Source organism: Pseudomonas sp. IT-P260 (genome assembly GCF_949768395.1).
GTDB lineage: Bacteria > Pseudomonadota > Gammaproteobacteria > Pseudomonadales > Pseudomonadaceae > Aquipseudomonas > Aquipseudomonas parakoreensis.
In genome coordinates, this window is sequence record NZ_CATKPO010000033.1 from 243,759 (window position 1) to 269,849 (window position 26,091).

Annotated in this window: 20 protein-coding genes and 1 tRNA gene; 7 read left to right on the forward strand and 14 right to left on the reverse strand. The window is 61.1% G+C overall.

Features of this window, described 5'->3' with window-relative positions; translation table 11 throughout:
• Positions 1-13: 13 nt before the first annotated feature.
• The gene (locus ACM6HV_RS15065) at positions 14-619 is read right to left on the reverse strand and encodes a TetR/AcrR family transcriptional regulator (protein WP_041064099.1); all 606 of its coding nucleotides are present in this window, start codon (positions 617-619) and stop codon (positions 14-16) included.
• Positions 620-778: 159 nt separating this feature from the next.
• Between ACM6HV_RS15065 and ACM6HV_RS15070 the strand changes: the two genes are divergently transcribed.
• Together ACM6HV_RS15070 and ACM6HV_RS15075 are read left to right on the forward strand one after the other, a co-directional pair.
• Positions 779-2,161 carry an aspartate aminotransferase family protein gene (locus ACM6HV_RS15070; protein ID WP_414904607.1) on the forward strand — a complete coding sequence of 461 codons (1,383 nt, stop codon included), beginning with the start codon at positions 779-781 and terminating at the stop codon, positions 2,159-2,161.
• 194 nt (positions 2,162-2,355) lie between these two features.
• The gene (locus ACM6HV_RS15075; RefSeq protein ID WP_414904608.1) at positions 2,356-3,648 is read left to right on the forward strand and encodes an OprD family porin; all 1,293 of its coding nucleotides are present in this window, start codon (positions 2,356-2,358) and stop codon (positions 3,646-3,648) included.
• 248 nt (positions 3,649-3,896) lie between these two features.
• Here the strand turns inward: ACM6HV_RS15075 and ACM6HV_RS15080 are convergent.
• From ACM6HV_RS15080 to fdnG, 7 genes are all read right to left on the reverse strand, one after another.
• Positions 3,897-3,992 (reverse strand) — tRNA-Sec (locus ACM6HV_RS15080).
• A 7-nt stretch (positions 3,993-3,999) separates the two neighbouring features.
• Positions 4,000-5,916 carry a selenocysteine-specific translation elongation factor gene (gene selB / locus ACM6HV_RS15085; protein ID WP_414904762.1) on the reverse strand — a complete coding sequence of 639 codons (1,917 nt, stop codon included), beginning with the start codon at positions 5,914-5,916 and terminating at the stop codon, positions 4,000-4,002.
• Positions 5,913-7,325 (reverse strand): L-seryl-tRNA(Sec) selenium transferase, encoded by a 1,413-nt coding sequence (gene selA, locus ACM6HV_RS15090; RefSeq protein ID WP_414904609.1) that lies wholly within the window; start codon positions 7,323-7,325, stop codon positions 5,913-5,915. The genes selB and selA overlap by 4 nt, the downstream gene beginning before the upstream one ends.
• A 49-nt stretch (positions 7,326-7,374) precedes the next feature.
• Entirely contained in the window at positions 7,375-8,301 is a 927-nt protein-coding gene (fdhE, locus tag ACM6HV_RS15095; RefSeq protein ID WP_414904610.1) for a formate dehydrogenase accessory protein FdhE, read from the reverse strand.
• Positions 8,302-8,304: 3 nt separating this feature from the next.
• A complete protein-coding gene (locus ACM6HV_RS15100) occupies positions 8,305-8,970 on the reverse strand; it encodes a formate dehydrogenase subunit gamma (protein WP_414904611.1) in 666 nt (221 codons plus the stop codon).
• Positions 8,967-9,902, reverse strand: coding sequence for a formate dehydrogenase subunit beta (gene fdxH / locus ACM6HV_RS15105; protein WP_414904612.1), 936 nt, complete (start codon positions 9,900-9,902; stop codon positions 8,967-8,969). Before fdxH ends, ACM6HV_RS15100 begins: the two co-directional genes overlap by 4 nt.
• Positions 9,903-12,968: a formate dehydrogenase-N subunit alpha gene (gene fdnG / locus ACM6HV_RS15110; protein ID WP_414904613.1), complete on the reverse strand. Its 3,066-nt coding sequence runs from the start codon at positions 12,966-12,968 to the stop codon at positions 9,903-9,905.
• A gap of 325 nt (positions 12,969-13,293) precedes the next feature.
• Between fdnG and ACM6HV_RS15115 the strand changes: the two genes are divergently transcribed.
• From ACM6HV_RS15115 to ACM6HV_RS15130, 4 genes are all read left to right on the forward strand, one after another.
• Entirely contained in the window at positions 13,294-14,448 is a 1,155-nt protein-coding gene (locus ACM6HV_RS15115) for a MalY/PatB family protein (protein WP_414904614.1), read from the forward strand.
• A 206-nt stretch (positions 14,449-14,654) separates the two neighbouring features.
• Positions 14,655-15,512: a glucose 1-dehydrogenase gene (locus ACM6HV_RS15120; protein WP_414904615.1), complete on the forward strand. Its 858-nt coding sequence runs from the start codon at positions 14,655-14,657 to the stop codon at positions 15,510-15,512.
• A 6-nt stretch (positions 15,513-15,518) separates the two neighbouring features.
• Positions 15,519-16,862, forward strand: a complete 1,344-nt coding sequence (locus ACM6HV_RS15125) for a cation:proton antiporter (RefSeq protein ID WP_414904616.1) — start codon at positions 15,519-15,521, stop codon at positions 16,860-16,862.
• A 187-nt stretch (positions 16,863-17,049) separates the two neighbouring features.
• A complete protein-coding gene (locus ACM6HV_RS15130) occupies positions 17,050-17,346 on the forward strand; it encodes a hypothetical protein (RefSeq protein ID WP_414904763.1) in 297 nt (98 codons plus the stop codon).
• A 54-nt stretch (positions 17,347-17,400) separates the two neighbouring features.
• Here ACM6HV_RS15130 and ACM6HV_RS15135 read toward each other — a convergent pair whose 3' ends face one another.
• From ACM6HV_RS15135 to ACM6HV_RS15155, 5 genes are all read right to left on the reverse strand, one after another.
• Positions 17,401-17,937 (reverse strand): hypothetical protein, encoded by a 537-nt coding sequence (locus tag ACM6HV_RS15135; RefSeq protein ID WP_041064140.1) that lies wholly within the window; start codon positions 17,935-17,937, stop codon positions 17,401-17,403.
• Positions 17,938-18,003: 66 nt separating this feature from the next.
• Positions 18,004-19,926: a PAS domain-containing sensor histidine kinase gene (locus ACM6HV_RS15140; RefSeq protein ID WP_145598173.1), complete on the reverse strand. Its 1,923-nt coding sequence runs from the start codon at positions 19,924-19,926 to the stop codon at positions 18,004-18,006.
• Positions 19,927-20,023: 97 nt separating this feature from the next.
• Entirely contained in the window at positions 20,024-20,932 is a 909-nt protein-coding gene (locus ACM6HV_RS15145) for a zeta toxin family protein (RefSeq protein ID WP_145598174.1), read from the reverse strand.
• 185 nt (positions 20,933-21,117) lie between these two features.
• Positions 21,118-23,403 (reverse strand): ATP-dependent DNA helicase, encoded by a 2,286-nt coding sequence (locus tag ACM6HV_RS15150; RefSeq protein ID WP_414904617.1) that lies wholly within the window; start codon positions 23,401-23,403, stop codon positions 21,118-21,120.
• A complete protein-coding gene (locus tag ACM6HV_RS15155) occupies positions 23,400-25,052 on the reverse strand; it encodes a VRR-NUC domain-containing protein (RefSeq protein WP_414904618.1) in 1,653 nt (550 codons plus the stop codon). Before ACM6HV_RS15155 ends, ACM6HV_RS15150 begins: the two co-directional genes overlap by 4 nt.
• A gap of 205 nt (positions 25,053-25,257) precedes the next feature.
• Here ACM6HV_RS15155 and ACM6HV_RS15160 point away from each other — a divergent pair, with 205 nt between their 5' ends.
• Positions 25,258-25,482, forward strand: a complete 225-nt coding sequence (locus tag ACM6HV_RS15160; RefSeq protein WP_047294538.1) for a YgdI/YgdR family lipoprotein — start codon at positions 25,258-25,260, stop codon at positions 25,480-25,482.
• A 120-nt stretch (positions 25,483-25,602) separates the two neighbouring features.
• On the opposite strand, the gene ACM6HV_RS15165 is transcribed toward ACM6HV_RS15160, so the two are convergent.
• Positions 25,603-25,977, reverse strand: coding sequence for a hypothetical protein (locus ACM6HV_RS15165; protein ID WP_414904619.1), 375 nt, complete (start codon positions 25,975-25,977; stop codon positions 25,603-25,605).
• Between the last annotated feature and the right edge of the window lie 114 nt (positions 25,978-26,091).

A 26,091-nucleotide genomic window follows, 5' to 3' on the forward strand; every position in this document is an offset into this window, starting at 1 on the left:
CCTGTCAGTCCGTTCAACCTTCCAGCATGCCGTGACACAACAGCGTCAGCACCCCGCGCATGTGCAAGGCATGCGCCGGTCGGTCCGGCACTTCCTGGGTCGCCAAACGGATGAACGCCATGTTCGCGTACTGGTTGAACAGCGTTGCCGCCACGTCCAGATCGACCGACGCACGCAGCTTGCCCTGCGTCTGGAAATGCCCGAGCAGCGCTTTGGTCTCCTCGATCACCGCCGCATTCCACGGACTCAATGCCTGAGCCAGTTCACCCGTGAGCAGAAACGGCGCCAACTCACGCCACAGTGAGGCCGGCATCGCTTGCAGTTGGTAGTCGGTCATCAAGCCTTCGAACTCGCACAGCGCCTCCAGCGGATCACTGTCGTCGTCCAGATTGGCCCGCGCATCACGCATCGCCTGCTCGTCCGGCTGTTTGAGCAAGGCCAGCAAAATTTCCTGTTTACCGCCGAAATAATTGACCACCGTTGGCGCGGAAACCCCGGCCTGATTGGCGATCTGCTCCAGCGTGGTCGCGCCGAAGCCGTTGCTGATGAACAACTCCAGCGCTGCCTGCGCGATGACTTCCCTGCGCTGTTCCTTTTGCCGTTCTCTGAGCCCGCTCATGGTGCTGGTGTCCTGTGTTGCTGATGGGCGTCAGCCTACGGATTTCTTTTTTCACCGACAAATATTTTCTTTACAAAAATATTTTTAAGTGACAAATATTAGCCGTGCACCGCTGGAATGAACGCGCACTCACTTGCCCCGTTTCTCTGGAGAACCGCCATGTCCGCCGAATTCGATCCGACCCGCAGCACCCGCGATTATCAGGCCGCCGACGCCGCCCACCACATTCACGCCTTCGTCGACCAGAAGGCGCTCAACGAGGAAGGCCCGCGGGTGATGGTCAGCGGGGATCGCCTGGCGCTGTGGGACAACGACGGCAAGCGCTATCTGGACGGCATGTCCGGGCTGTGGTGCACCAACCTCGGTTACGGGCGCAAGGATCTGGCCGCCGCGGCCACCGCGCAGCTGCAACAACTGCCTTACTACAACATGTTCTTCCACACCACTCACCCGCAGGTGATCGAGCTTTCCGAGCTGTTGTTCAGCCTGCTGCCCCAGCACTACAGCCACGCGATCTATACCAACTCCGGCTCCGAAGCCAACGAGGTGCTGATCCGCACCGTGCGCAAGTTCTGGCAGGTGATGGGCCAGCCCGAGAAGAAAATCATGATCGGCCGCTGGAACGGCTACCACGGCTCGACCCTGGCCGCGACGGCGCTGGGCGGCATGAAATTCATGCACGAAATGGGCGGCACCATCCCTGACGTGGCGCACATCGACGAGCCGTACTGGTTCGCCCACGAAGGAAACCTCAGCCCGGAAGCATTCGGCCTGCGCGCCGCACGGCAACTGGAAGACAAGATTCTTGAATTGGGCGCCGACAAGGTCGCCGCGTTCGTCGCCGAACCGTTCCAGGGCGCTGGCGGCATGATCATCCCGCCCGCCACCTACTGGCCGGAAATCCAGCGCATCTGCCGCAAGTACGACGTGTTGCTGTGCGCCGACGAAGTGATTGGCGGGTTTGGTCGCACCGGCGAATGGTTTGCGCACCAGGCCTTCGGTTTTGAACCGGACACACTGTCTATCGCCAAAGGCCTGACCTCCGGCTACATCCCCATGGGCGGCCTGATCCTGTCGCGACGCATGGCCGAAGCGCTGGTGGAAAAAGGCGGCGTGTTCGCCCATGGTCTGACCTACTCCGGTCACCCGGTGGCGGCGGCGGTGGCGATCGCCAACCTCAAGGCCCTGCGCGATGAAGGCGTGGTCACGCAGGTAAAAAACGACACCGGCCCGTACCTGCAGAACTGCCTGCGTGAGGTGTTCGGCAACCATCCGCTGGTGGGCGAGATTCAGGGCGTCGGGCTGGTGGCGGCGCTGCAATTCGCCGAAGACAAAGCCACCCGCAAGCGCTTTGCCAACGAGAACGACATCGCCTGGCGCTGCCGCACCATTGGTTTTGAAGAAGGCCTGATCATTCGTTCGACGCTGGGCCGAATGATCATGGCCCCCGCATTGATTGCCACGCGGGCGGAGATGGATGAGCTGGTCGACAAAACGCGCATCGCCGTGGATCGCACCGCTCGCGAATACGGCCGCCTGTAACCCATACCCCCTGTGGGAGCTAGCCTGCTGGCAAAAGCGGAGTGTCATTCAACATCAATGTCGACTGGCAGGCCGCCTTCGCTAGCAGGCTAGCTCCCACAAGGGCACTCGGTTGAACTCAGCACATCGGCTCAATCCCGCCCGGTTGATCGTGCCCATCATCGGAGACTTTCCCTGATTGTCGGTCTCTTTCGATGGCTCCCTCGACACCACGCCTTGCACTGTTGGCCCTGCTTTGCGCAGCGACCGACACTGTTTTCGCCAGCGACTTCTTCAACGACGCCAAAACCGACGTGCTCAGCCGCAACTTCTTCCTGAGCAACGACTACCGCTCGCCCTCGCCCTCCGGCAAAAACTATAAGCAGGAATGGGCCCAGGGTTTTATTGGCACGTTCACCTCTGGCTACACACCGGGCAGCGTCGGTTTTGGCATCGATGCCCACGCCTTTCTCGGCCTGAAACTCGACGGCGGCAAAGGTCATTCCGGCACGGGGCTGTTGCCGGTCGACAGCAGCGGTCGCAGTGAACCGAACTACTCCAGCGCTGGCGGCGCGTTCAAACTCAAGGTTTCGCGAACGACCCTCGCGTTCGGCGAGATGACCGTGGAAACCCCGGTGTTCGACACCTCGGACAAACGCCTGCAACCGGAATACGCCACAGGTTTGCTGTTGAACAGCCGTGAAATCGACAACGTAAACCTCACGGCCGGACACTTCACCGCGTTCAAGAATCAGGACAGCTCTTCAAGCCACGGCGACTTTTCCGGCTACGGCGCCACCACCGAGGCCGGCGGAATCAGTTTTCTCGGCGCCGACCTGTATGGCGGCAGCCCCGTCGGTGGTTCGCTGTACGCTTCGGAACTGACAGACACCTGGCATCAGTACTACGCCAATCTGCACGTCAAACAGTCCGGCCTGCTGCTCGACGCCAACCTCTACCGCACCCGCGATACCGGCCGCGCGCTGGCCGGCGCCATCGATAACACGGCGTTCAGCCTGTCCGGCAAGTACAACTTTGGCCCGCATGGAGTGATGCTCGGCTGGCAACGCATCAATGGCGATACACCGTTCGATTTCGTGGGCGGCGACTCGATCTACCTCGCCAACTCGATCAAATACGCCGACTTCAACGGCGCCGGCGAACGTTCCTGGCAAGCACGCTACGACCTTGACCTCGGCGCCTTCGGCATCCCCGGCCTGACCTTCATGACCCGATATGTTCGCGGCAGCCACATCGACGGCACCCACGCGCCCAAGGGCGGCGCGTACAACCTGTTCGATGCCGACACCGGCGACTATCAGCCGCAGCAAGGCGCTGGCGGCAAACATTGGGAACGGGACATCGATCTGAAATACATCGTGCAATCGGGAGCGGCAAAGGATTTGTCGGTACAGCTGTCGCACGTCTCGCACCGAGCGAATGAGGCACAGGCCGGCGATGATATCGACCGGATTTATGTGGTGATTCAGTATCCGTTGGGGCTTTGATGGCGGGTGGTCAAACCCAGACTCAGAGCCGACATCGCCCTACGAATCCATCGACTGGAAAAACTCCACGAAGCCGCCGACAACGAAACCCTGCTATACACGCCAGTCTGAAAACCCCAATCCCCTGTGGGAGCGAGCCTGCTCGCGAAAGCGGCCGGTCAGCCGACATTGATGTAAATGACACACCGCTATCGCCAGCAGGCTGGCTCCCACAGGGGACAGGAAGCGTTTTTTGGAATCGGGATAATTGGCGGAAGGCAGCCGGAGTCGAACCTGCCCGGGAACGGATGCCGTCCCCAACCGGGTTTGAAGCCCGGCCGCGCCACCGGGCGCGATTGCCTTCCTTTGAACTCAGGGTGCGTCGGCACTGGCCAGCGCGTTGTCATGGCGGATCACCCGGGATTCGCCAATGCGTCGGGTCAGGCCGACGCGGTCGAAGTATTCCAGATACTGAATACAGCGTTTGCGTCCCAAGCCTAGCGCATCACGAAAAGTTGTCACCTGGATCTGTGGATTTTCCTGCTCGAGTTGCAACAGGACGTCGGCCATGCGCCGCAGTTGCCCGGCAGACAGAAACAGGTCGCGCACCACCTGATGCATCAGCCCCAGGCGCGCCAGTTTGCGCAGCAGCAGGCGCACCCCCGCGTCGTCTTCACCGAGCATTTTCGCAACATCGCGCACCCATGGCGGATCGTAGCCGGCTTCTTCGAACAGCGGCTGCATGCGTTGCCACAGGGTTTCGTCTTCGGCATTCAAACGCACCTGATGATCCGGCAGATGCAGCCACGGCCCGCTGGTGTTGATCGATCCGGCGCTGCGCAGTTCTTCCAGCAGAGTGGCAAAGGTCGAGCGCTCCAGCGCCAGACCACTGAAGCGTCGCAGACGGTCGCGATCCGGTCCCATCTGGTCCGGTTCCAGCTCATGCAGTTTGGCCAACTGCTCCAACAGGGTGAACTTCAACTGCCCCCAGCGCTGCACGTTGAACAGCACCGGGCCTTGGCGGGTGTCGATCAGGCGCACGTTGGCCGGTAGTGACCAGTCTTCACGCGGGCGATTGAACTGACGCTCCAACCGTTGCGGATCGAGGCCGCCCGCGCTGTGGTCGAGCAACAGTGGTAGCGCTTGCTCAAGACTGTCGTTGTCGGCCAGCGCTTGCAGCTGTGCCAACCTTTCCGGGCTGCGGCGCTGCCGGGCCGGGGCGAACGGGTCGAGCACCTGACCGCCACCGAGGGTGCGTTGCGCGCTTTGGTCACGCAGGATCAGGCGGTCGCCCTTCACCGCGTGCACCGGCCCGTTGATCAGCAGTTGCGCGAACATGCGCTCGCCAGCACGCAAACGCGGGCCTTCGAGCAATGCCACGCGAGCGATGACGTCCTGAGTGCCGAGGTGCACGTGCACCGGGTGAAAGTGTTCGAACGTGCGCTCGCCGGGCAGCAGTTGAAACTCAATGTCGACCCGTTGCGTCGGTGCGTGCAGCCACTCGGCCAGCAGCCATTGGCCGCGATGAATCTGCTCCAGGGTCAACCGGTCACCACTGATATTCAGCGCCACCCGTTGCCCGGCGAAGGCTTGTTCGGCGGCTTGATTCTGCGCGTGCAACCCGCGCACCCGCACCGCTTTACCGGACGGCCCGAGGGCCAGTTTATCGCCAACGCAAACCGCGCCCGACAACGCGGTGCCAGTCACCACGATCCCGGCGCCCGCCACGCTGAAGGCGCGATCAATGGCCAGGCGAAAACCACCTTCGCGGCTGCGCTCATGGACTTCACGTTGAACCTGCAGCAAGTTCTGGCGCAGTTCATCGACGCCCTGCCCGGTCACGCTGGACACCGTCAGCATCGGTGCTTCGGCAAACGGCCCGGTTTCCAGCAGGTCGAGTACCTGACGTTCAACCTCTTCCACCCTGCCCGCTTCAACCCGATCGCATTTGGTGATCGCCACCAGCGCCCGGGGAATGCCCAGCAACTGCACAATCGCCAGATGCTCACGGGTTTGCGGCATCACCCCGTCGTCCGCCGCCACCACCAGCAACACCAGATCGATGCCCTGCGCGCCGGCGAGCATGTTGTGGGTGAATTTCTCGTGGCCCGGTACATCGATGAACCCGGTCAGCCCGGCACCGGGCTCCAGCTCCGCGTAGAGATAACCGAGGTCGATGGTCATCCCGCGCTCGCGCTCCTGCGGGCGGCGGTCGCCGGTTTGCCCGGTCAGGGCTTGCAGCAAGGAAGTCTTGCCGTGGTCGATGTGCCCGGCGGTGCCGACGATCACGACTCGACCTGCAACTGCGGCAACTGCGACAGCCACGCCGGTTCATCGTCGAGTTGGCGTAGATCGAGCCACAGCGCATCGTCGTCAATACGCCCGAGCACCGGGATCGGCAACCCGCGCAGTGCCGCTTCCAGAGTCAGCAGACAACGCCCGCGCAAGCGTTTCGACACTTGCGGACGCAGGCACAGCGCGGCACTCGGCAGGCGCGCCACCGGTTGGCTGCCGCTGCCGATCATGCCCAAGGCCTGCACGGCGCTGACCTGCCAGGGTTCGCCCAAGACGCCAGCCATCGCCGGTTGGAGACGGCAAGCCTGGGCGAGGATCTCGGCTTGCGGACGAGTCAACAGCCGCAAACTCGGCAGCCGTTCCGCGAGGCGATCCGGGTCGCGATACAGGCCAAGCACCGCTTCCAGTGCGGCCAGGGTCAACTTGTCGACCCGCAAGGCGCGCTTCAGCGGATTCTTTTTGATCTTCGCGATCAAGTCTTTGCGCCCGACAATCAACCCGGCCTGCGGCCCGCCGAGCAATTTGTCGCCGCTGAAGGTGACGATATCCGCGCCATCAAGCAGCGCCTGCCTTACCGTCGGTTCCGCTGGCAGGCCCCAGCGGGTCAGGTCGAGCAGACTGCCGCTGCCCAGATCCTCCAGCAACGGCAAACCATGCCGATGGGCCAGTTCGGCCAGTTCGGCGGTGGGCACCCGGGCGGTAAAGCCTTCGATGCTGTAGTTGCTCGCATGCACGCGCATGATCAAGCCACTGCGTGGGCTGATCGCGGCTTCGTAGTCGCGGGCGTGGGTGCGGTTGGTCGTGCCGACTTCGTGCAGGCGCACGCCGGCGCGGGCCATGATGTCGGGGATGCGGAACGCGCCGCCGATCTCGATCAGTTCGCCGCGCGAGATGATGCCTTCCTTGCGCGCGCCGAGACTGTTGAGCGTCAACAGCACCGCCGCGGCATTGTTGTTGACCACGGTGACGGCTTCGGCGCCGGTCAGCTCGCGGATCAGGCCTTCGATCAGGTCGTCGCGATCACCGCGCTTGCCGGTCGCCAGATCGAATTCCAGATTGAGCGGATAACGTGCGGCCATCTGCACCGCGTCGATTGCTTCTTCGGGCAACAACGCCCGGCCGAGGTTGGTGTGCAGTACCGTGCCGGTCAGGTTGAACACCCGCCGTACGTTGCTGCGCTGCTGCTGGGCCAGACGTTCGCCGACGCGGCCGGCGAGCACGTCGGGGCTGATTTCAATCGCCGACAATTGCCCGTTCAATACGCTGGAACGCAACTCATCGAGCAACTGGCGCAAACTGGCCAGCAACGACTCACGCCCATAACGCTCGGCCAACGGCAGACAGGCCGGGTGACGTAACAACCCATCAATGGAAGGTAAACGCGGGGCCACACTTGCGGACATCAGCCACTCCCGAAAAAACAAGACTGTCCGGCGAGTGTAGACGTTCTGGTCATTCGTCTCCCGGCGCCAGCAACAGATTCGGTGCCAGGCGCTGATAACCGTCCTGCGCCAGACGCATGTCGAGCAGCAGGCTGGTGAGATCCGCCGACAGCGCTTCGCCTTCGGCATCGTTTTCCAGGTACACCAGCTTCAGATAGCTGTTGCAACCCGGGCACACCTCCGCCCGAATCGGCGCCTGATTGGCAGCGTGGCGATCGTCTTCGAGGCTCAGGTAATCCAGCCCCTTGCTCGACTCGCAATACACGCACTTGACCCGCACCACATGCCATTCACAGGCGCACAGCGAACACACCAGATAACGCAGACCGTTGTGCTTGCCGCGATGGCGGATCACCCCGGCCATCGCCGGTGAGCCGCAGCCCGGGCATTGGCTGAGGCTGTCGCCGGGTTTCAGTTGCAGGTTCGGTGCGCTGAGCAGCCAGTGGCTCCACGCCGCTTGCAGGCCGGCGCCGAGGAACGGCACCAGCGCCGCCGGTACCATTGAATACTGGCCGCTGACCAGCGCCACGGCCCACGCGCGCAATTGCCCGACACTGGCACCGCGCAGTGTAGCGAGCGCGTCGACTACGGCGGGTTGCTCGGGCGCCACGTAACGTTGCAATAAAGCATCCAGATAAGTCTGCCAAGCGTCTTCGCGCACCAGTGTGTCGGCGGCGAACGGCGGTAAACCATGTTGCTGACAGGCTTCGATCCTTTGCTGATCAAACGATGCCGTCAGCGGCGGATCATCGAAAACCTGCTGCTGAGCCCGGCACAATCCGGCGATCAGTCGCAGGTAATCAGCCAGCGGATGCCCATGAGCCAATTGCTCCAGACGCTGGGCGCGCAAAGTGAACAGGTTGTGCGGCGGCAGGTGCAGAAACGGCGGCGAACTGGCCGCCGCTTCGATTTCCCCAGGTTCAAGAATGGTTGGCAAAAGTCAGCCCTTTTTGGTGATCGGTCGCTCCGGCACGTCCGGAGTGCGTTCATTGCGGGTGATGTCGCGATACCAGAGCTCGTGGTGTTTCCTGGCCCAGGCGCGACTGACCCAGCCATGCAGCATCGCGTCCACCGAACCCTTGATCCACAGCCCGGCGTAAATGTGAATGATGATGCTGAGAATCAGCACAAACCCCGCCAGCGCATGCAGGAGCATGGCCCAGCGAATCACGGTGATGCCGAAGTACGCGCTGAAATACGCGCGCCAGATCACCAGCCCGGTGAACAACAAGCCGAGCATGCACAGCAGTAAAGTCCAGAACAGCAGCTTCTGCCCGGCGTTGTATTTGCCCACCGGCGGCACGCTTTCTTCATCGTTGACCAGCACCCGGTCGATGCGGCGCAGCCACTTCCCGTCGTTGTCGATAAAGAAGTTCGCGCGCCAGAAGCGGAACACCAGGCCGAGGAACAACACGAACATCAGCACGCCCATGAACGGGTGCAGAATCCGCGTCCACGGCCCGCCGCCGAACAGGTGGGTCAGCCAGAACATCGACGGATGAAACAATGCCAGCCCCGACAGCCCGGCCATGAAGAACAGAATCGCTACCAGCCAGTGATTGGTGCGCTGGTTGGCGGTGTAGCGCAGGATCGTCTTGTTGCTCATGGCCGGTCCTCCCCGCGTGGATCGAAGGTGTGCACCGCCGGATCAACGACATGCACCGAGGTATCAGGTGGCGTCGGATGTTCATCCTCCTCGACGCGATTCGGCCCGATACGCACGTAGTGGAAGAACCCGGCCAGCACCGCCGCGCCCATTGCCAGCAAGCCCAGCGGTTTGCTGATGCCTTTCCACAAGCCCACCAGCGGACTGATGGCCGGCGCATCCGGCAACCCGGCGTAGATCTTCGGCGTGTCGGCGTGGTGCAGCACGTACATCACATGAGTGCCGCCGACGCCTTCCGGGTCATACAGCCCGGCGTTGTCGAAGCCACGGCTTTTCAGGTCGACGATACGTTCGGCGGCGTGCTCCTTCATGTCCTCCTTGGTGCCGAAGACGATGGCGCCGGTCGGGCAGGTTTTCACGCAGGCCGGCTCCAGCCCTACCGCGACGCGGTCGGAACACAAGGTGCATTTGTAGGCCTTGTGATCCTTCTGCGAGATCCGCGGAATGTTGAACGGGCAACCGGTGATGCAATAACCGCAACCGATGCAGTGATCCTGATCGAAATCGACGATGCCGTTGGCGTGCTTGATGATCGCCCCGGGACTTGGGCATGCCGCCAGGCACCCCGGCTCGGCGCAATGCATGCAGCCGTCCTTGCGGATCAGCCACTCCAGGTTACCGGCGTCGGTCTCGTGTTCGGTAAAACGCATCAGGGTCCAGGTTTCTGCGCTCAGGTCCTGCGGGTTGTCATAGGTCCCGTGGTTGTGGCCGACCTCGTCGCGCAGCTCGTTCCATTCCGAGCAGGCGACCTGGCAGGCCTTGCAACCGATGCATTTGGTGGTGTCGATCAGCTTGGCGACTTCCTGCTGATTCCTCACCGAGGGCGGCACCGTGGTGGTGGCCGAGCGGGCAATGATGTCTTGGCTGGCCATTTACAGTTTCTCCACGTTGACCAGGAATGACTTGGATTCCGGGGTCTGTGTGTTGCCATCGCCGAGGAACGGCACCAGGGTGTTGGTCAGGTAACCATGGCGCGTTTGACCGGTGAATCCCCAGTGCAGCGGGATGCCGATCTGATGCACCACCTGGCCGTTGACCTGCAGCGGCCGGATGCGTTTGGTCACCACCGCCACCGCCTCGATGAACCCGCGCTTGCAGCTGACCCGCACCCGATCTCCGGCCGCGATGCCCTTCTCCTTCGCCAGCACTTCGCCGATTTCGACGAACTGCTCGGGCTGGGCAATCGCATTCAACTTGCAATGCTTGCTCCAGAAGTGGAAGTGCTCGGTCAGCCGGTAACTGGTGCCGGCGTACGGGAAGTCCTTGGCTTCGCCGAGGCTTTCCCAGACCGAGTCGAAGATCCGCGCCGCCGGGTTGCTGGTGGCTTTCTTGTTCTGCGGGTGCAGCGGGTTGATGCCGATGGGCGTTTCGAACGGCTCGTAGTGCTCGGGGAATGGTCCCTCGTTCATCTTGTCGACGGCGAAGAACCGCGCCACGCCTTCGGGGTTCATGATGAACGGGTTCATCCCGGCTTCCGGCGGCACATCGGCCTTGTAGTCCGGCACATCGGTGCCGCCCCAGGCCTTGCCGTTCCACCACACCAGACGTTTTTTCGGATCCCACGGTTTGCCCGCGACATCTGCCGAAGCGCGATTGTAGAGAATCCGCCGGTTGGCCGGCCACGCCCAGGCCCAGCCCAAATGCTGATGCATGCCATACGGGTCGGCGTTGTCACGCCGGGCCATCTGGTTGCCGGCCTCGGTCCAGCTGCCGGCGAAGATCCAGCAACCGGACGCGGTGCTGCCGTCGTCCTTGAGCTGAGCGAATGCCGCCAGTTGCGAACCGGCCTTGACCGTCGCGCCACTGGCATCGGTGAAGTCGGCCATGGCGCTGCCGTTGATTTCCTTCGCCAGTTCTTCCGGCGAAGGTTCGTCGGGGATCTTGTACGGCCACGACAGTTTCAGCAGCGGATCGGGGAATTTGCCGCCCTCGGCCTGATAACGCTTGCGCAGGCGCAGGAACAGTTCGCTCATGATGCGGATATCGGTTTGCGCTTCGCCCGGGCCGTCAGCGCCCTTCCAGTGCCATTGCAGCCAGCGGCTGCTGTTGACCAGCGAGCCGTCCTCCTCGGCGAAGCAAGTGGTGGGCAGGCGAATCACTTCGGTCTGGATCTCCGCGCTTTTCACGTCGTTGTACGGCCCGACGTTGTGCCAGAACTCCGAGGTCTCGGTGGCCAGCGGGTCCATCACCACCAGCCACTTGAGCTTGGCCAGTGCGCCCATGACCCGGTTCTTGTCCGGCAGCGCGGCGATGGGGTTGAAGCCTTGGCACATGTAGCCGTTGACCTTGCCCTGGCTCATCAGGTCGAACATTTTCAGCACGTCGTAGTTGGGAATGTCGAGTTTCGGCAAATGGTCATAGAGCCAATTGTTCTCGACAGTGGCGTTGGCGCCGTACCACGACTTCATCAGGCTGACGTGGAATTTGCTGTAGTTCTGCCAGTAGGACAGCTGCCCCGGACGCAGCGGCATTTGCGTGCGCTTTTTGATGAAGGCGTTGTAGTCCTGCTCGGCATCGCCCCCCAGGGTCAGATAGCCCGGCAACGAGTTGGACAGCAACCCGAGGTCGGTCAGGCCTTGAATGTTCGAGTGGCCGCGCAAGGCATTCACCCCGCCGCCGGGCATGCCGACGTTGCCCAGCAGCAATTGCACCATCGCCGCGCTGCGGATGATCTGCGCGCCAATCGAGTGCTGCGTCCAGCCGAGGGCGTAGAGAATAGTCATGGTCTTGCCCGGGATCGAGCAAGTGGCGATTTCTTCCCAGATCTTTTTCATCGCCTCGACCGGCATCCCACAGATCTGGCTCGCCAGATCAATGTTGTAGCGGCTGTAATGCTGCTTCATCAACTGATAGACGCAGCGCGGGTCCTGCAGGGTCGGGTCGACCTTGACGAAGCCGTCCTCGCCCAGCTCGTAACCCCAGCCGGATTTGTCGGTGTAACTGCGCTTGGCCGCGTCATAGCCGCTGAAGAGACCGTCTTCGAAGCTGAACCCGGCTTTGACGATGAACGAAACGTCGGTGTAGTTGCGCACGTACTCGTGCTGGATCTTGTCCTCGGTCAGCAAGTAATTGATCAGCCCACCCATGAAGGCGATGTCGGTGCCGGTGCGAATCGGCGCGTAATAGTCGGCCACCGAAGCGGTCCGGGTAAAACGCGGGTCGACCACGATCAGCCGGGCAGCGTTGTGCGCTTTGGCCTCGGTCACCCATTTGAAGCCGCACGGATGCGCTTCTGCTGCGTTGCCACCCATCACCAGGATCAGATTCGCGTTGGCGATATCGGTCCAGGTATTGGTCATGGCACCACGGCCGTACGTCGGGGCAAGACTTGCCACCGTCGGGCCGTGTCAGACACGCGCCTGGTTATCGAACCCCAGCATGCCGAGACTGCGAATCACCTTCTGGGTGATGTAGCCCGCTTCGTTGGACGCTGCCGACGCGGCGAGAAACCCGGTGGTGAGCCAGCGGTTCACCGTTTGCCCGGTGGCATTTTTCTCGATGAAGTTGGCGTCGCGGTCGGCCTTCATCAGGTCGGCGATACGATCCAGCGCCTCGTCCCAACTGATCCGCGTCCATTCGCTGCTGCCGGGCTTGCGCATTTGCGGGTACTGCAAACGGCCCGGGCTGTGAATGAAGTCCAGCAGGCCTGCACCTTTTGGACACAGGGTGCCGCGGTTGACCGGGTGGTCGGCGTCGCCCTCGATATGGATGATATTTTGCGCGACGTTCTTCGCGGCATCGCCCTGGCTGTACATGATCAACCCGCAACCGACCGAGCAATACGGACAGGTGTTGCGGGTTTCATGAGTGTGGGCAAGCTTGAAGTGACGCACCTGCTCGGCGAAGGCCTGCGTCGGGGCCATGCCCAACGCGCCCAGGCTAGAGCCTGCAAGGCCGATACCGGCGACCTTGAAGAATTGACGACGGCTGAGATCCATCGTGCACTCCTGATCAGGTGGAACCCGGTACTTGAGCCGGGCTTTTTCTGGACAAACACGGTTACGGCAGAATGGCTGCCGGCTTTTTCACTGTAGACAATGACCACACGCTCTGTGTGAAAACCGACCGTCGGCGACAGTCGGTCATGCCCTGGATAACCTGTGGGAGCGAGCCTGCTCGCGAAGAGGCCCTGTCAAATGAGACAAATATTGACTGACACACCGCCTTCGCGAGCAGGCTCGCTCCCACAGGTTTTGTATATCCCCCAAGTGTCATGGGTTTATCATGGCGCCCAGAACCAACCCCGCCTTCACGAGACCGCGCATGACTTTCGATTTTGATCAGGTATTCGACCGCCACAACACTGGCAGCACCAAATGGAGCCGCTACCCGGCCGATGTCTTGCCGATGTGGGTCGCTGATATGGATTTCGCCGCGCCGCCGGTGATCATCGAGGCATTGCAGCAGCGCCTGTTGCACCCGCTGGTGGGCTACAGCGTGGCGCAGGACAACCTGCGTGAAGCCATCGTCGCCGACCTGTGGAACAAGTTCGCCTGGCAGGTCAAACCGCAGGAGCTGATCTTTCTGCCGGGCGTTGAATCCGGTTTCAACATGGCTTTGAAAGCCCTGGTGCAGCCGCAGCAGAACGTCGTGGTGCAAGTGCCAAACTACCCGCCGCTGCGGCATGCGCCGGGGCATTGGGGGCTGAACAAGGTCGAGCTGGAATTCGTCGCCCAGGCCGATGGCACTTACGCCACCCCGCTGGATGCGTTGAGTCAGTCCCTGGCCAATGGCGGTGCGCTGCTCCTGAGCAACCCACACAACCCGCTTGGCAAGGTGTTCAGCGCCCAAGAGCTGACGGATATCGCCGACATCTGCCTGGCACATGACGCCTGGATCATCTCCGACGAGATCCACGCCGAGCTGTGCTTCGACGGCCGCGTGCACGTTCCGACCGCCTCCCTGAGCCCGGAAATCGCCAAGCGCACCATCACCCTGATGTCGGCGAGCAAGGCCTACAACATTGCCGGCCTCAAGACCTCGTTCATGATCATCCAGGACGCCGCCCTGCGCGAGCGCGTCAACCACGCCCGTTGCGGCATGGTCGACAGCGTCAACCCGCTGGGCATGGAAGCCACCCGCGTCGCCTACAGCGAAGGTGCGCCGTGGCTGGCCGAACTGAAAACCTACCTGCAGGCCAATCGTGACTGGCTGGTGGATGCGGTGCGCAGCCGCTTGCCGGGCGTGACGATCAATGTGCCGCAAGGGACCTATCTGGCGTGGCTCGATTGCTCGGCGCTGGACCTGGACAATCCGCAGCAGTTTTTCCTCGAACAGGCCAAAGTCGGCCTCAGCGCCGGACTGGATTTCGGTGATCAGCATCAACAGTTCGTGCGCCTGAACTTCGGCTGCCCGCGGTCGCTTCTCGAAGAAGGCATCCGCCGCATGGAGCATGCCCTGACCCAGCGCAATACCTGAAAACACCACCTCCCCTGTAGGAGCTGCCGCAGGCTGCGATCTTTTGATCTTGTTTTAAAAAACCAAAGTCAAAAGATCGCAGCCTGCGGCAGCTCCTACAGGGGGTTTGTGTTTGCTGTTGGTGTGCAGCGCAAATCCGATCGAACTCACGGCAAACCGTCCGGGTCAACCGCCCATACCCGCCCTGAGAACCTCGGAGATTTGTGATGACCGATTACCCAAAACCACCCTTCCCCAAACAAGCTCAAGCCGTGCCGGGCTCGCAAAGCAACATGCAGCCCTACCCCGATTGCGGCGAGCAGACCTACGTCGGCTCCGGACGGCTGGCCGGCAAGATTGCGCTGATCACCGGCGCCGACAGTGGCATCGGTCGTGCGGTGGCGATTGCCTTCGCCCGTGAAGGCGCTGACGTGGTCGTGGCCTATCTGAATGAACATGACGACGCCAAAGAGACCGCGCGCTGGGTCGAGCAGGCGGGCCGTCAGTGCCTGCTGCTGTCCGGCGACCTCGCGCACAAGGCCCATTGTCAGGCACTGGTGGACAAGACCGTTGAGCGCTTCGGGCGCATCGACATTCTGGTCAACAACGCGGCGTTCCAGATGACCCACGAAACCTTCGAAGAAATCCCCGATGACGAATGGGTGATGACCTTCGACGTCAACATCACCGCGATTTTCCGCCTGTGCCAAGCGGCGATCAAACACATGCGCCCCGGCGCCTCGATCATCAACACCAGCTCGATCAACTCGGACATGCCCAAACCGACCCTGCTGGCCTACGCCACCACCAAAGGCGCGATCGCCAACTTCACCGGCGGTCTGGCGCAGATACTCGGGCCGAAAGCAATCCGCGTGAACTGTGTGGCCCCGGGGCCGATCTGGACGCCGTTGATTGTCTCGACCATGCCCGATGAGGAAGTGCAGAACTTCGGCAGCGAAACCCCGCTCGGTCGCCCCGGACAACCGGTGGAAGTGGCGCCGATCTATGTGCTACTGGCCTCGGATGAAGCCAGTTACATCACCGGGCAGCGATACGGCGTCACCGGCGGCAAGCCGATGTTGTAAGCCTCCATGAGCTTTGTCATCTGGGTCGCGGTGCTGGGCGCGGTGTTGTTGACCCTCGCGTTGACCTCGTCGTACCTGCGCTGGATGCCGGTCACCACCTCGGCCGTGTGCCTGTTGCTAGGGATCGGCATCGGCCCCAGCGGTCTGGATCTGCTGAAGCTGTCACTGGAAAACGCGTCGGTGTGGATGGAGCACCTCACGGAAGTGGCGGTGCTGTTTTCGCTGTTTGTCTGCGGCCTCAAGCTGCGCCTGCCACTGCGCGACAAGCGCTGGCGAATTGCGTTTGGGCTGGCCGGCCCGGTGATGGTCCTGACCATCGCCGGGGTCAGCGTATTGCTGCATTGGGGCCTGCAACTGTCGTGGGGGCCGTCGCTGCTGATCGGGGCGATGCTGGCGCCGACCGATCCGGTGCTGGCGGCGCTGGTACAGGTCAACGATGCGCGGGACGTCGACAGTGTGCGCTTTGGCCTGTCCGGTGAGGCCGGGCTCAATGACGGCATCGCGTTTCCGTTCGTGATGCTCGGTTTGCTGCTGTTGAAGGCCGACACGCAACCCGGCGCACTGACCGATTGGCTGCTGCACGATTTGCTTTGGGCGGTGCCGGTCGGACTGCTGAGCGGTTACTGGATGGGTCGCGGTATCGGTCGGTTGACCCTGTCGCTGCGCATCCGTAACGACGACAGCACCCTGAGCCCGAATGATTACCTGGCGCTGTCGCTGATTGCCCTGGCTTACGTCGGCGCAGAGGCGATTGGCGGTTATGGTTTTCTGTCGGTGTTCGCTGCCGGTCTCGGCTTACGCCAGGAGGAAGTCAAATCCACCGGCGCCAGCCAACCGCCGGCCGAGCATCTGGTGCAACCGGTGGTGGGCCATCAGAACATCGAACCGCAGAACGCGGTGCACGGCGATACCGAACGACTGGAAAGCAGTCAGGTCGCTGCCGGCATCATGATGGGCGACATGCTCTCGTTCGGCAGCCTGGTGGAACGGGCCATGGAAGTGTTTCTGGTAACGCTGCTCGGCGTGGTACTGGTGCCGCATTGGGATTGGCGGGCGTTGGTCATTGGCGCGGTGCTGTTTTTCGTAGTGCGTCCGCTCTGCGTCGCGCTGATGCCATGGGGTAACTTGCTGGATGGTGGTCAGCGCCTGTTGATCGGCTGGTTCGGCATTCGCGGAATCGGCAGTCTGTTTTACCTGTTTTATGCCTTGAACCATGGTCTGAGCCCTTCAGTCGCGACGTTGTGCACCCACATCACCTTGTCGGTGGTGGCACTGAGCATTTTGCTGCATGGCATCAGCACTCAGCCGTTGCTGGCGCGCTACGAGCAACGGCAAAAACGAAAAAACTGATTTTTCCGGTGGGATTATCTTGGGAAATCCATCGAAGTTTTTTCTGAAAATAAATGGATCCCTCTCCAGATTCCGACAGTCACAACCATAACCCCTCGCTGGATGCACTCGGCGGGGTCCGGCAGGTTCGGTTCCCCTGCGGCTTGCAGCCCATGAAGAGGAATCTTTGGATAACAAGGTCACGGTCATGAAAGAATGCTCGACTCCGGCACAAATCAAGGCTTGCAGGGCTTTGGCCCTGGAACGCAATCGTCAACTGTTCGAAGATGCCCACGCCCTCAACCGCGCCGCTTACGAGCTGCTGGAAGCGGACAATCTGGACCTTGAGCAGTTTGAGCACTATCGAGCACTGCGCCGCAAAGCCGATATGAAGTTCGAAGAAGCCATCGATCACTTGTGCGTGCTCAACGAGGACTTTCCGCCGATTCCGATGTCCCCGCATCACTCGCAGGAATTGCGTCGGCAGCTTGAAACCGTCGAATAAAGCGCACAAGAAAAAGCCCGGCTGCGAAGTCCGGGCTTTTTCTTTGGGTGGCGCTCAGCCCCCCGGGTTGGTCACCTGAATGAACACCGCATAAGCGCCCAGCAGGATCCAGAATGTGGCGAAAATCCACGGCGTGCGCACCGAAAACAACAGCGATTTGCGATAGCCCTTATGGCTTGACTCCATCTCGCTGAACAGTGGCGACTCGTCGTAAGCCATGCCCATGATCGGTTCGCTGCGCAACAACTCACTCTGTTTGTAATGCCAGTGATCAATGATGTCGTACGCGGCACGAATCCCCGGCCACGCATTGAGCGAGCTGAGCAGCCCGAGCAGCGCCAGGAATGGCGGCACCACCAGCGTGAACAATTTGCCCCACTCGGGGTTGAGGTTGGACATGCACGAAGCAAACGCAATCACCAGAAACGACTGCGCGGCCAGATAGGCATCGGTGCGATTGGCCAGAATGCTGGTTTCGTACTGAATTTCCTTGCGATAGAAATCCAGCCGTTCCTTGGGTGAGCCGAACATCTTGGCATCGTGTTCGGTCAGGTGCTCTTCAGCGCTGGGCTGAGTCAATATGCGAGGCAAGGGACGCACGCTCCGGGGCGGGGAAACCTGTTAGAAGGCCCCTGCCCCGGACAAGTTCAGGCGGATTCACTTCATCGACCGGGCGATGATTTCCATCAGGTTCAACTGGGTGAACGGCTTGGGCAGACGCGGCAATTGCGCGGCAAAACCCTCCAGACGTTCGGCGTAACCGGTCGCCAGGACGATCGGCAGATCCGGTTTGAGCAGACGCACTGCGTGCGCCAATTGCGCGCCGCTCATCTGCGGCATGGCCATGTCGGTGATCATCAGATCGATGACTTCGCCCTGCTCGAACAACGCCAGCGCCCTGGCACCGGAAGTCGCGCTGACCACACGATGGCCAAGGTCTTCGAGCAACAGCGTGGTGCTGGTCAACACCAGCGAATCGTCGTCCACGACCAGCACGCTCAGGCGTGGCACCGTGATGGGTGCGCTGCCGGGCTGCACCCGTGGAGCCTGTGCGCCATCCGCTGCGACCGGTAACCAGAGTTCAGCTGCCGTGCCTCGTCCCTTCTCGCTCTTGAGGATGAAACGGCCGCCGAGTTGCTCAATGAATCCATGCACCATCGACAGCCCAAGCCCGGTGCCTTTGCCCAGGCCTTTGGTGGTAAAAAACGGATCCCGGGCCGAGGCCAGCGTGTGCTCGTCCATGCCTTCGCCGGTGTCGCGCAGACTCAGGCACACATAACGTCCCGCCGCCATGGTCGAATCGCTCGCTTCAAGGACGACTTCCGCCCGGGCGCTGATCACCACGTTGCCGCCATCAGGCATGGCGTCGCGGGCATTGGTCGCCAGATTGAGCACCGCCAGTTCCAGTTGATTGGAATCGGCCAGTACCGGTTCCAGCCCCTCGGGCAGCGAGGTTTCGATACTGATCCCCGGCCCCAGCGAACTGCGCAACAGCCCGGTAATGCCTTGCACCAGTTGCACGATGTCGACCGGTTCGGTCTTGAGCTCCTGACGCCGGGCAAAGGCCAGCATGCGTTGGGTCAGTGAGACGCCGCGCAGCGCACCTTGTGTGGCATTTTCCAGCAGGCGATTGATTTTCGGGTCGTCACCCACGCGCTTGCGCACAATCTCCAGGTTGCCGAGGATCACGGTCAGCAGGTTGTTGAAGTCGTGGGCAATGCCGCCGCTGAGCTGACCGATGGCCTGCATCTTCTGCGCCTGGAGCAATGCCTCGCGGGTTTTCTCCAGCGCCTGCTGCGATTCATGGACCTCGGTCACGTCACGGGTAATTTTCGCGAAGCCGAGCAATGTCCCGGTCTCGCCACGAATGGCATCCACCACCACATGGGCGAAGAATCGGCTGCCGTCCTTGCGCACTCGCCAGCTTTTGTTTTCGAAACGCCCTTCCCGCGCCGCGATTTCCAGCGCCCGTTGCGGCTCGCCGCGCTCGCGGTCTTCGGCGGTGTAGAAGACCGAGAAATGCTCGCCGATGATTTCTTCCGGCCGATACCCCTTGATCCGCTGGGCGCCCTGATTCCAGTTGGATACCCGACCGTCGGGGCTGAGCATGTAAAGCGCGTAGTCCGTGACGCCCTGCACCAGCAGACGGAACTGCTGCTCGCTTTGCTTGAGGGTTTCTTCGGCCATTTTGCGGTCGGTCAGGTCGCGGGTGATCTTGGCGAAGCCCAGCAGCGTGCCGTCCGGATCGATGATCGGGTCGATCACCACATGGCACCAGAAATGCGTACCGTCCTTGCGAACGCGCCAGCCTTCGCCTTCGAATCGGCCCTCGCGAATTGCGGTGTCCAGCGCCCGTTGCGGCAAGCCTGCCGCACGGTCCTGCTCGGTGTAGAAACGCGAGAAATGCTCGCCGATGATTTCCTGCTTCTCGTAGCCCTTGAAGCGTTTGGCCCCCGTGTTCCAGCTGGTGATGATGCCGTCCGGATCGATCATGTAAATCGCATAATCGACCACTGCATCGATCAGCAGACGGAAACGCATCTCCTCGATCGCGGCAGTTTTGCTCGGGTTGTCACTCATCAGGTTCACCGCTGGTTTTCATTAGCGCAAGTATGCGGCAATCCGGCGCCATGGGAAGGTGCAAACGCGCTTCTAATTACCACCACCGCAATGATGCTCAACGATTGGCGTATTTGATAATGCGTGAGTGCAAAGCGTTGTAAACAAATGCCGGGACCTGATCGGCGTATTGAGCGGTTTTTTGCAGGGCCAGATGACACTCTTTGATCATCTCGTCGCGCTCGGCAAAACTATTGATGGTGTTGCTCGCAATGCTTTGGTAAGTAGCGTAGTCGTACCCTTGTCCGGTCGCAGTCAACTCCAGTGTGCCTTTCGCATTCCGCGTGCAGGTACTGTGGCCGCGCATCGCCCTGTCTTTCAAGGCGCCCAGCCCACGCTCATAAAGGAATATCTGCGAACCCTCGACGGCTTTTGCGGCGGATTCAAGCTGAAAGATCACGGCGTGCGAGTTGTTCAAACTGGTTTTCAGATCCGAGGACCGGACAAACCGTTCCAGCTCCGATTTTTCCAGGCTTCTCAATCCGCGTTTGACATTAGACAGAAAGGCGAAGGCATGACTGCAGGCAACAATATGGATTTCCAGCTGATAGCCTTTGGTCGCAGCCGCCATCGGCAACGCAGCAAAATCGATGCTATCGAAGGCGCACTCCAGGATGATATTGAGTTTGCGCCGGAATGCTTCCTCGAAAATCTTGGCACACACGGCTCTCACAAAGGCTTCGGTGTGTTCATAGGCATGCAGTTTGCCGAGCTCGACCATTTGGCTGTATTGCGGATGCTCTTCGCGGTACTCCGGTATGTACAGGCGCACATAATTATCGTATCGACCCGAAGTCAGCAGGCTTTTCTCCAAAAGATAGGTTTTGCCTGATGCTTGTAGACCTGCGGTAATCAGCATCCGGGGAATGGCTTCGGCGGTTTTCCCGGCGAACAAAGTGGCGCTGATTTTGTTGAAGGCTGTGTTGACGTCAGCGGCGGTGTAGGTATAAGCGGTGGTCGCGTTCATATCTTGATGTCCTTATCAAGGGTCGATGGCAGATGCTCTGCCCTCTTAATAAAACCTGATTGCAGACGTTATGCAAAAAGCACTTCAAGACAGAATATGTCTCTGTTTTTTAGAAGATATTTTCCTACACCAGAACAGCAAACCGCTGACATCTGATGAGCGCCGGACGGACAGAAAATACCGCTTCACCCTGTCGATATCGGGGCGTTTTCGCCCATATTGAGCGACCACCAGCGTGGCAACAGTTGCTGGATCCTGGGTTCGGCGAAGCGGTCATCGATCAGCATCACCACGCCGCGATCCTCACGCGTGCGGATCACCCGCCCGGCAGCCTGCACCACTTTCTGCACGCCCGGATACAGATAGGTGTAGTCGTAACCGGCACCGAAAATCGCCGCCATGCGCCGTTTCAACTGTTCGTTGACCGGGTTGAGCTGCGCCAGCCCCAGAGTCGCAATGAACGCGCCGATCAGCCGTGCCCCGGGCAGGTCGATGCCCTCACCGAACGCACCGCCCAACACGGCGAAGCCAATGCCTTGGCTGTCGGCGGTGAACTGATCGAGAAAGGCCTGCCGCTGCCCTTCGGCCATGCCCCGGGACTGCTGCCACAGATTGATCTGCGGATGGCGTTCGGCGAGCAGCGTCAGTACATGTTGCAGGTAATCGAAGCTGCTGAAGAACGCCAGGTAATTGCCCGGGCGTTTACTGAACTGGCGGGCGATCAGCTCGACGATCGGTTCCAGCGACGCCTGCCGATGATTGAAGCGCGTGGAAATGCGGCTGACGATCTGCACCTGCAACTGTTCGGCGCTGAACGGCGATTCGACATCGATCCAGACCGTGTCGGCGGGCGTGCCGAGCAGATCGGCGTAATAGCGCCGCGGGCTAAGTGTCGCCGAGAACAGCACGCTGCTGCGCGCCGCTTTCAGGCGCGGGCCGAGGAACGCCGCCGGCACCACATTGCGCAGGCACAGTTGCGACAGCGGTCGTTTACGCTCGAGGTCGCGCTTGCTGATGTCGAACAGGTAATGCTCATCGAACAGCTCCGCGACCCGGCCAAACTGCAGCATGTCGAAATAGAAGGTTTGCAGCGCGCTGTCGAGCCCCTGCGGATGATCATTGAGGTAATCGCCAATGGCCGCGCTGCACAGGGACACGGCTTGCAGCAGTTTCTCCGGGGCTTTGTCGTAGGCTTGATACGGCGCCAGTTGCGGCTGATGCAGCGCGTTCCACTCGCGGTTGACCCGTTGCAGGGATTTCTTCAAGGCTTCGGGGGCGGACTTGCGTACGCTGGCCAGCGCGGCCTGATCGAGACTGGCGCTGTACATCGAGCGCCCGCGTTCGACCAGGTTGTGCGCTTCATCGGCCAGCACCGCGACTTTCCACTGGTTGAGCTGAGCCAGACCGAACAGCAGCGCACTGAAATCGAAGTAATAGTTGTAGTCCGCTACCACCACGTCGGCCCAGCGCGCCATCTCCTGGCTCAGGTAATACGGGCAAACCGTGTGCTGACGGGCCACTTCGCGCATCGCCGCCTGATCGAGCAGATTGATCCGGCTGGCCGCTTGCCGGGCGGCGGGCAGGCGATCATAGAAGCCCTGGGCCAACGGACAGGATTCGCCGTGACAGGCTTTGTCCGGGTGTTCGCAAGCCTTGTCCCGGGCGACCATCTCCAGCACCCGCAGCGGCAAATTTTGCGCTTGATCGAATAACACCTGACTGGCATCCAGCGCCAGTTTGCGCCCCGGGGTCTTCGCGGTCAGAAAAAACACCTTGTCCAGTTGCTGCGGCGCCAGCGCCTTGAGCAGAGGGAACAACGTGCCGAGGGTCTTGCCGATCCCGGTGGGCGCCTGGGCCATCAGACAACGGCCGGTGCTGACCGCCTTGAACACCGATTCGGCCAGATGCCGTTGGCCGGGGCGAAAGTCGGCATGGGGAAAGGCCAATTGCTGTGCGGCCAGATTGCGCGCCTCGCGATGGGCCATTTCCTGCTCGGCCCAGTTCAGGAACAACCGGCATTGTTGTTCGAAAAACGCCTGCAAGACCGGCGCACTGAAGGCCTCGACCAGACAGGTTTCCTTTTCGCTGACGATGTCGAAATACACCAGCGCCAGATTGATCTGCGCAAGCTCCAGCTTGCGGCACATCAGCCAGCCGTAGATTTTCGCCTGCGCCCAATGCAACTGGCGATGGTTGGCCGGTTGCTTGCTGAGGTCGCCGCGATAGGTTTTGACTTCTTCCAGGCAGTTCTGCGCCGGGTCGTAGCCGTCCGCCCTGCCCCTGACTTTCAATTGCAGAAACTCGCCTTCCAGCGCCACCTCGCTTTGGTATTTATCGCTGCGCCGCGAGGCCACGGTACGGTGCCCGAGCATGCCTTCGAGCGCTGTCGGCGAAGGGGTAAAACGCAGATCGAGGTCGCCGGTCTTGGCGGTGAACTCGCACAGCGCGCGGACGGCAATGCTGTAGCTCAAGCGCTCTGCTCCGCCCATTGCACGTAGCACACGGCGACCGGCATCTGGTGTTGGTGGCAGAATTCCAGCCAGCGCAGCTGGTTGTCCTGCAGGCGGTCACCCGGGCCTTTGACTTCGATCATCCGGTAGGTCTTGTGCTGCGGCCAGAACTGAATCAGGTCGGGCATGCCTGTGCGGTTGGCCTTGATGTCGAGCAGCAGGCGATTGAACCAGTGCTTGAGGTGCTGGGCAGGCAAGCACGCCAGCGCCTGCTCCAGCAGTTGCTCATTCAACGCGCCCCAGAACACGAACGGCGACTGCACGCCCCATTTGGCGACGAACCGCTCACGAATGGTTGCGGCGTAACGGCCGTCGTCGAGCTGGTCGAGGCAGGCCTGGAACAGTTCGGCGCGGCGTTGCTGAAAGTCTTCGTTGAGCAGATCCACCGGCCCGCGCTGGAACGGATGAAAAAACGCCCCCGGCAGCGGTGCGAATATCGCCGGCCAGCACAGCAGGCCGAACAGCGAGTTGATCAGGCTGTTCTCGACGTAATGCACCGGGCCGCTGTCTTCGTGCAGATGCGCTTGCACATGGAACTCCACTGACAATCCCGGATCAGTGCGCCGCAGTTGCAGATCGAGGCGCTCGACCGGGCGTGGCGCTGCCCGCTTGAGCGGCGGCCCGCCGAGTTTGCGCCGCAGCCGTTGCAACATCCGTTGCAGGCTCTGTTGTTCGGCGGCGCTTTCCGGCGCCTGTTCGGCAAGCGTCGCGAGCTCCAGCGCCAGTGCGTATTCGCCGCAGCGCTCCAGCACCCGGATCATTCGCTGACGGGCGCCGGGGTAGGTGCAATCGCGGTAAATGCTCAGCGCCAGGGCGAACTCAGTGATGCGTTCGCAATACTGGCCGATCTGGAACAACACCTTGCCGCGCCGCCGTTGCAGCCACGGGTTGTCGAATTGCAGTGCGCTGACCTGCTCGACAATGGCTTCCAACGGCTCACCCGCTTCAAAGCGTTGCTGGCACTGATGCAGGAACAGGCAGGCGTCAACGTCCTCTCGACTGCGCAGACCACGGGAGTCGGCGCAGAACTCGACTTTTTCGTAGGTAAAGATCCCGAGGTCGGCGAGGACGAATTCCGACCAGTCCTGGTACAGGTTGCCGAAGAACATCAGACGCAGACGGTCGCACAGGTCCATGATGGTCAGGCTGAGCAAGCGGTCGCCGAGCGTCGGCGCCCACTCGCAAAGGCCGCGCGATTCGCTGAATTGCTCGGCGAGCGCCGGCAGCCAGTCGTCCTTGCGCCCCTTGGGCTGTTCGATGAACTGGCCGAACGCCTGCAGCAGTTCAGCCTTGAGCAACACGTCGAACACCTCGGCCACGCTTAACAGAGCCTGATCGTCGAGCCAGCCGTGACTCAACAATGGCTGCGCGGCGTCGCTGATGTCGCCGATTTCCGGGTAGTTGAGTTTGCCGAGGCGAAAATGCACGCCCTTGCGCATGACCATGCGCACCAGCAGCCCCTGCGAGGCGCGCGGCAAGATCTTGAAGTCGCGGATGAAGCCATGCTCGGATTCGCTCATCACATCGGCATAGCGAAGCTCAAGCCAATCAAGCACTTGCCGGAAGTTGTTGAGGTAATAGAACGGATCGTCGAGTGGGTTGGCAGTCACGGGAATTCAGGGCCATGGCGAGCGAGTACTGGTTATGCGTACAGATACCAGCTCTGCCCGGTCGCGTGCAAACGGAAAAAGATCAGTGGCAGCGGCAATCGGGATTTTTTCAGGGTGCCATCGAACTTTTCCCGGTTCGATGGCACCAACCGCGTTAGAGACCGGATACGGTCAATTCATATGGAATGAGGTATTTGAGGTGGGTATGAATATCAAGACTCTGGGTCTTCCCCTGGCGGTAGCAGCCTTTCTGGCATTGGCCGGTTGCTCGACACCGACCGTGGTGACCTTGCAGAACGGCACCCAGTATTTGACCAAGGACATGCCGAAAACCAAGAACAAGGACGGATTCTATGAGTTCGAGGACATTTCCGGGACCAAGGTGAAGGTCCGCTCCGATGAGGTAGCGACCGTACGCAAGGAAGACTGACACCCCGCTATACCTGTAGGAGCTGCCGAAGGCTGCGATCTTTTGACTTTGATCTTAAAAACACGATCAAAAGATCGCAGCCTTCGGCAGCTCCTACAGGAAGAGCGTGATCTGTGTGGGTTATTCGGAAGCAGGCAAACCCACAATGCTGTGATCACAGCTGAAATACTGTTCACCCCGGCGCGCCAGCTCGGCTTGCAGACGTCGGCAGCGCTCCAGATCCTGCTGGGTCATGCGGTCAATGCTCAGATTGCCAGTGGCCTGCTGTTGTTTGCCGTCACCCAGGCGAATGGTCACGAACGGCTGTTCGGGCTGGATCTGAAACAGGCTTTTCTCTTCGACCGGTTCGATTGCTTCCGTCTTCGCCGGCTTCGGCAGTTGATCGCTGCTGATGCCGTAACGGCTCAGAATCGAGGTTGGCGGCAGATCGGCCCAGGCATTGGCCGATAACAGCGCCAGTCCGACAAGTCCGACATACCCCTTGACCCTTCTCACGTGTGCATCTCCTGTACTCAATGGCGGCTGGCTATAGAACGTGTGGGCACGTGCTGGCTTTAGGCCGCTTTTGCTGTTTGCACAGCTTTTGAGTCAGGGCGTGGCTGTCGAGTC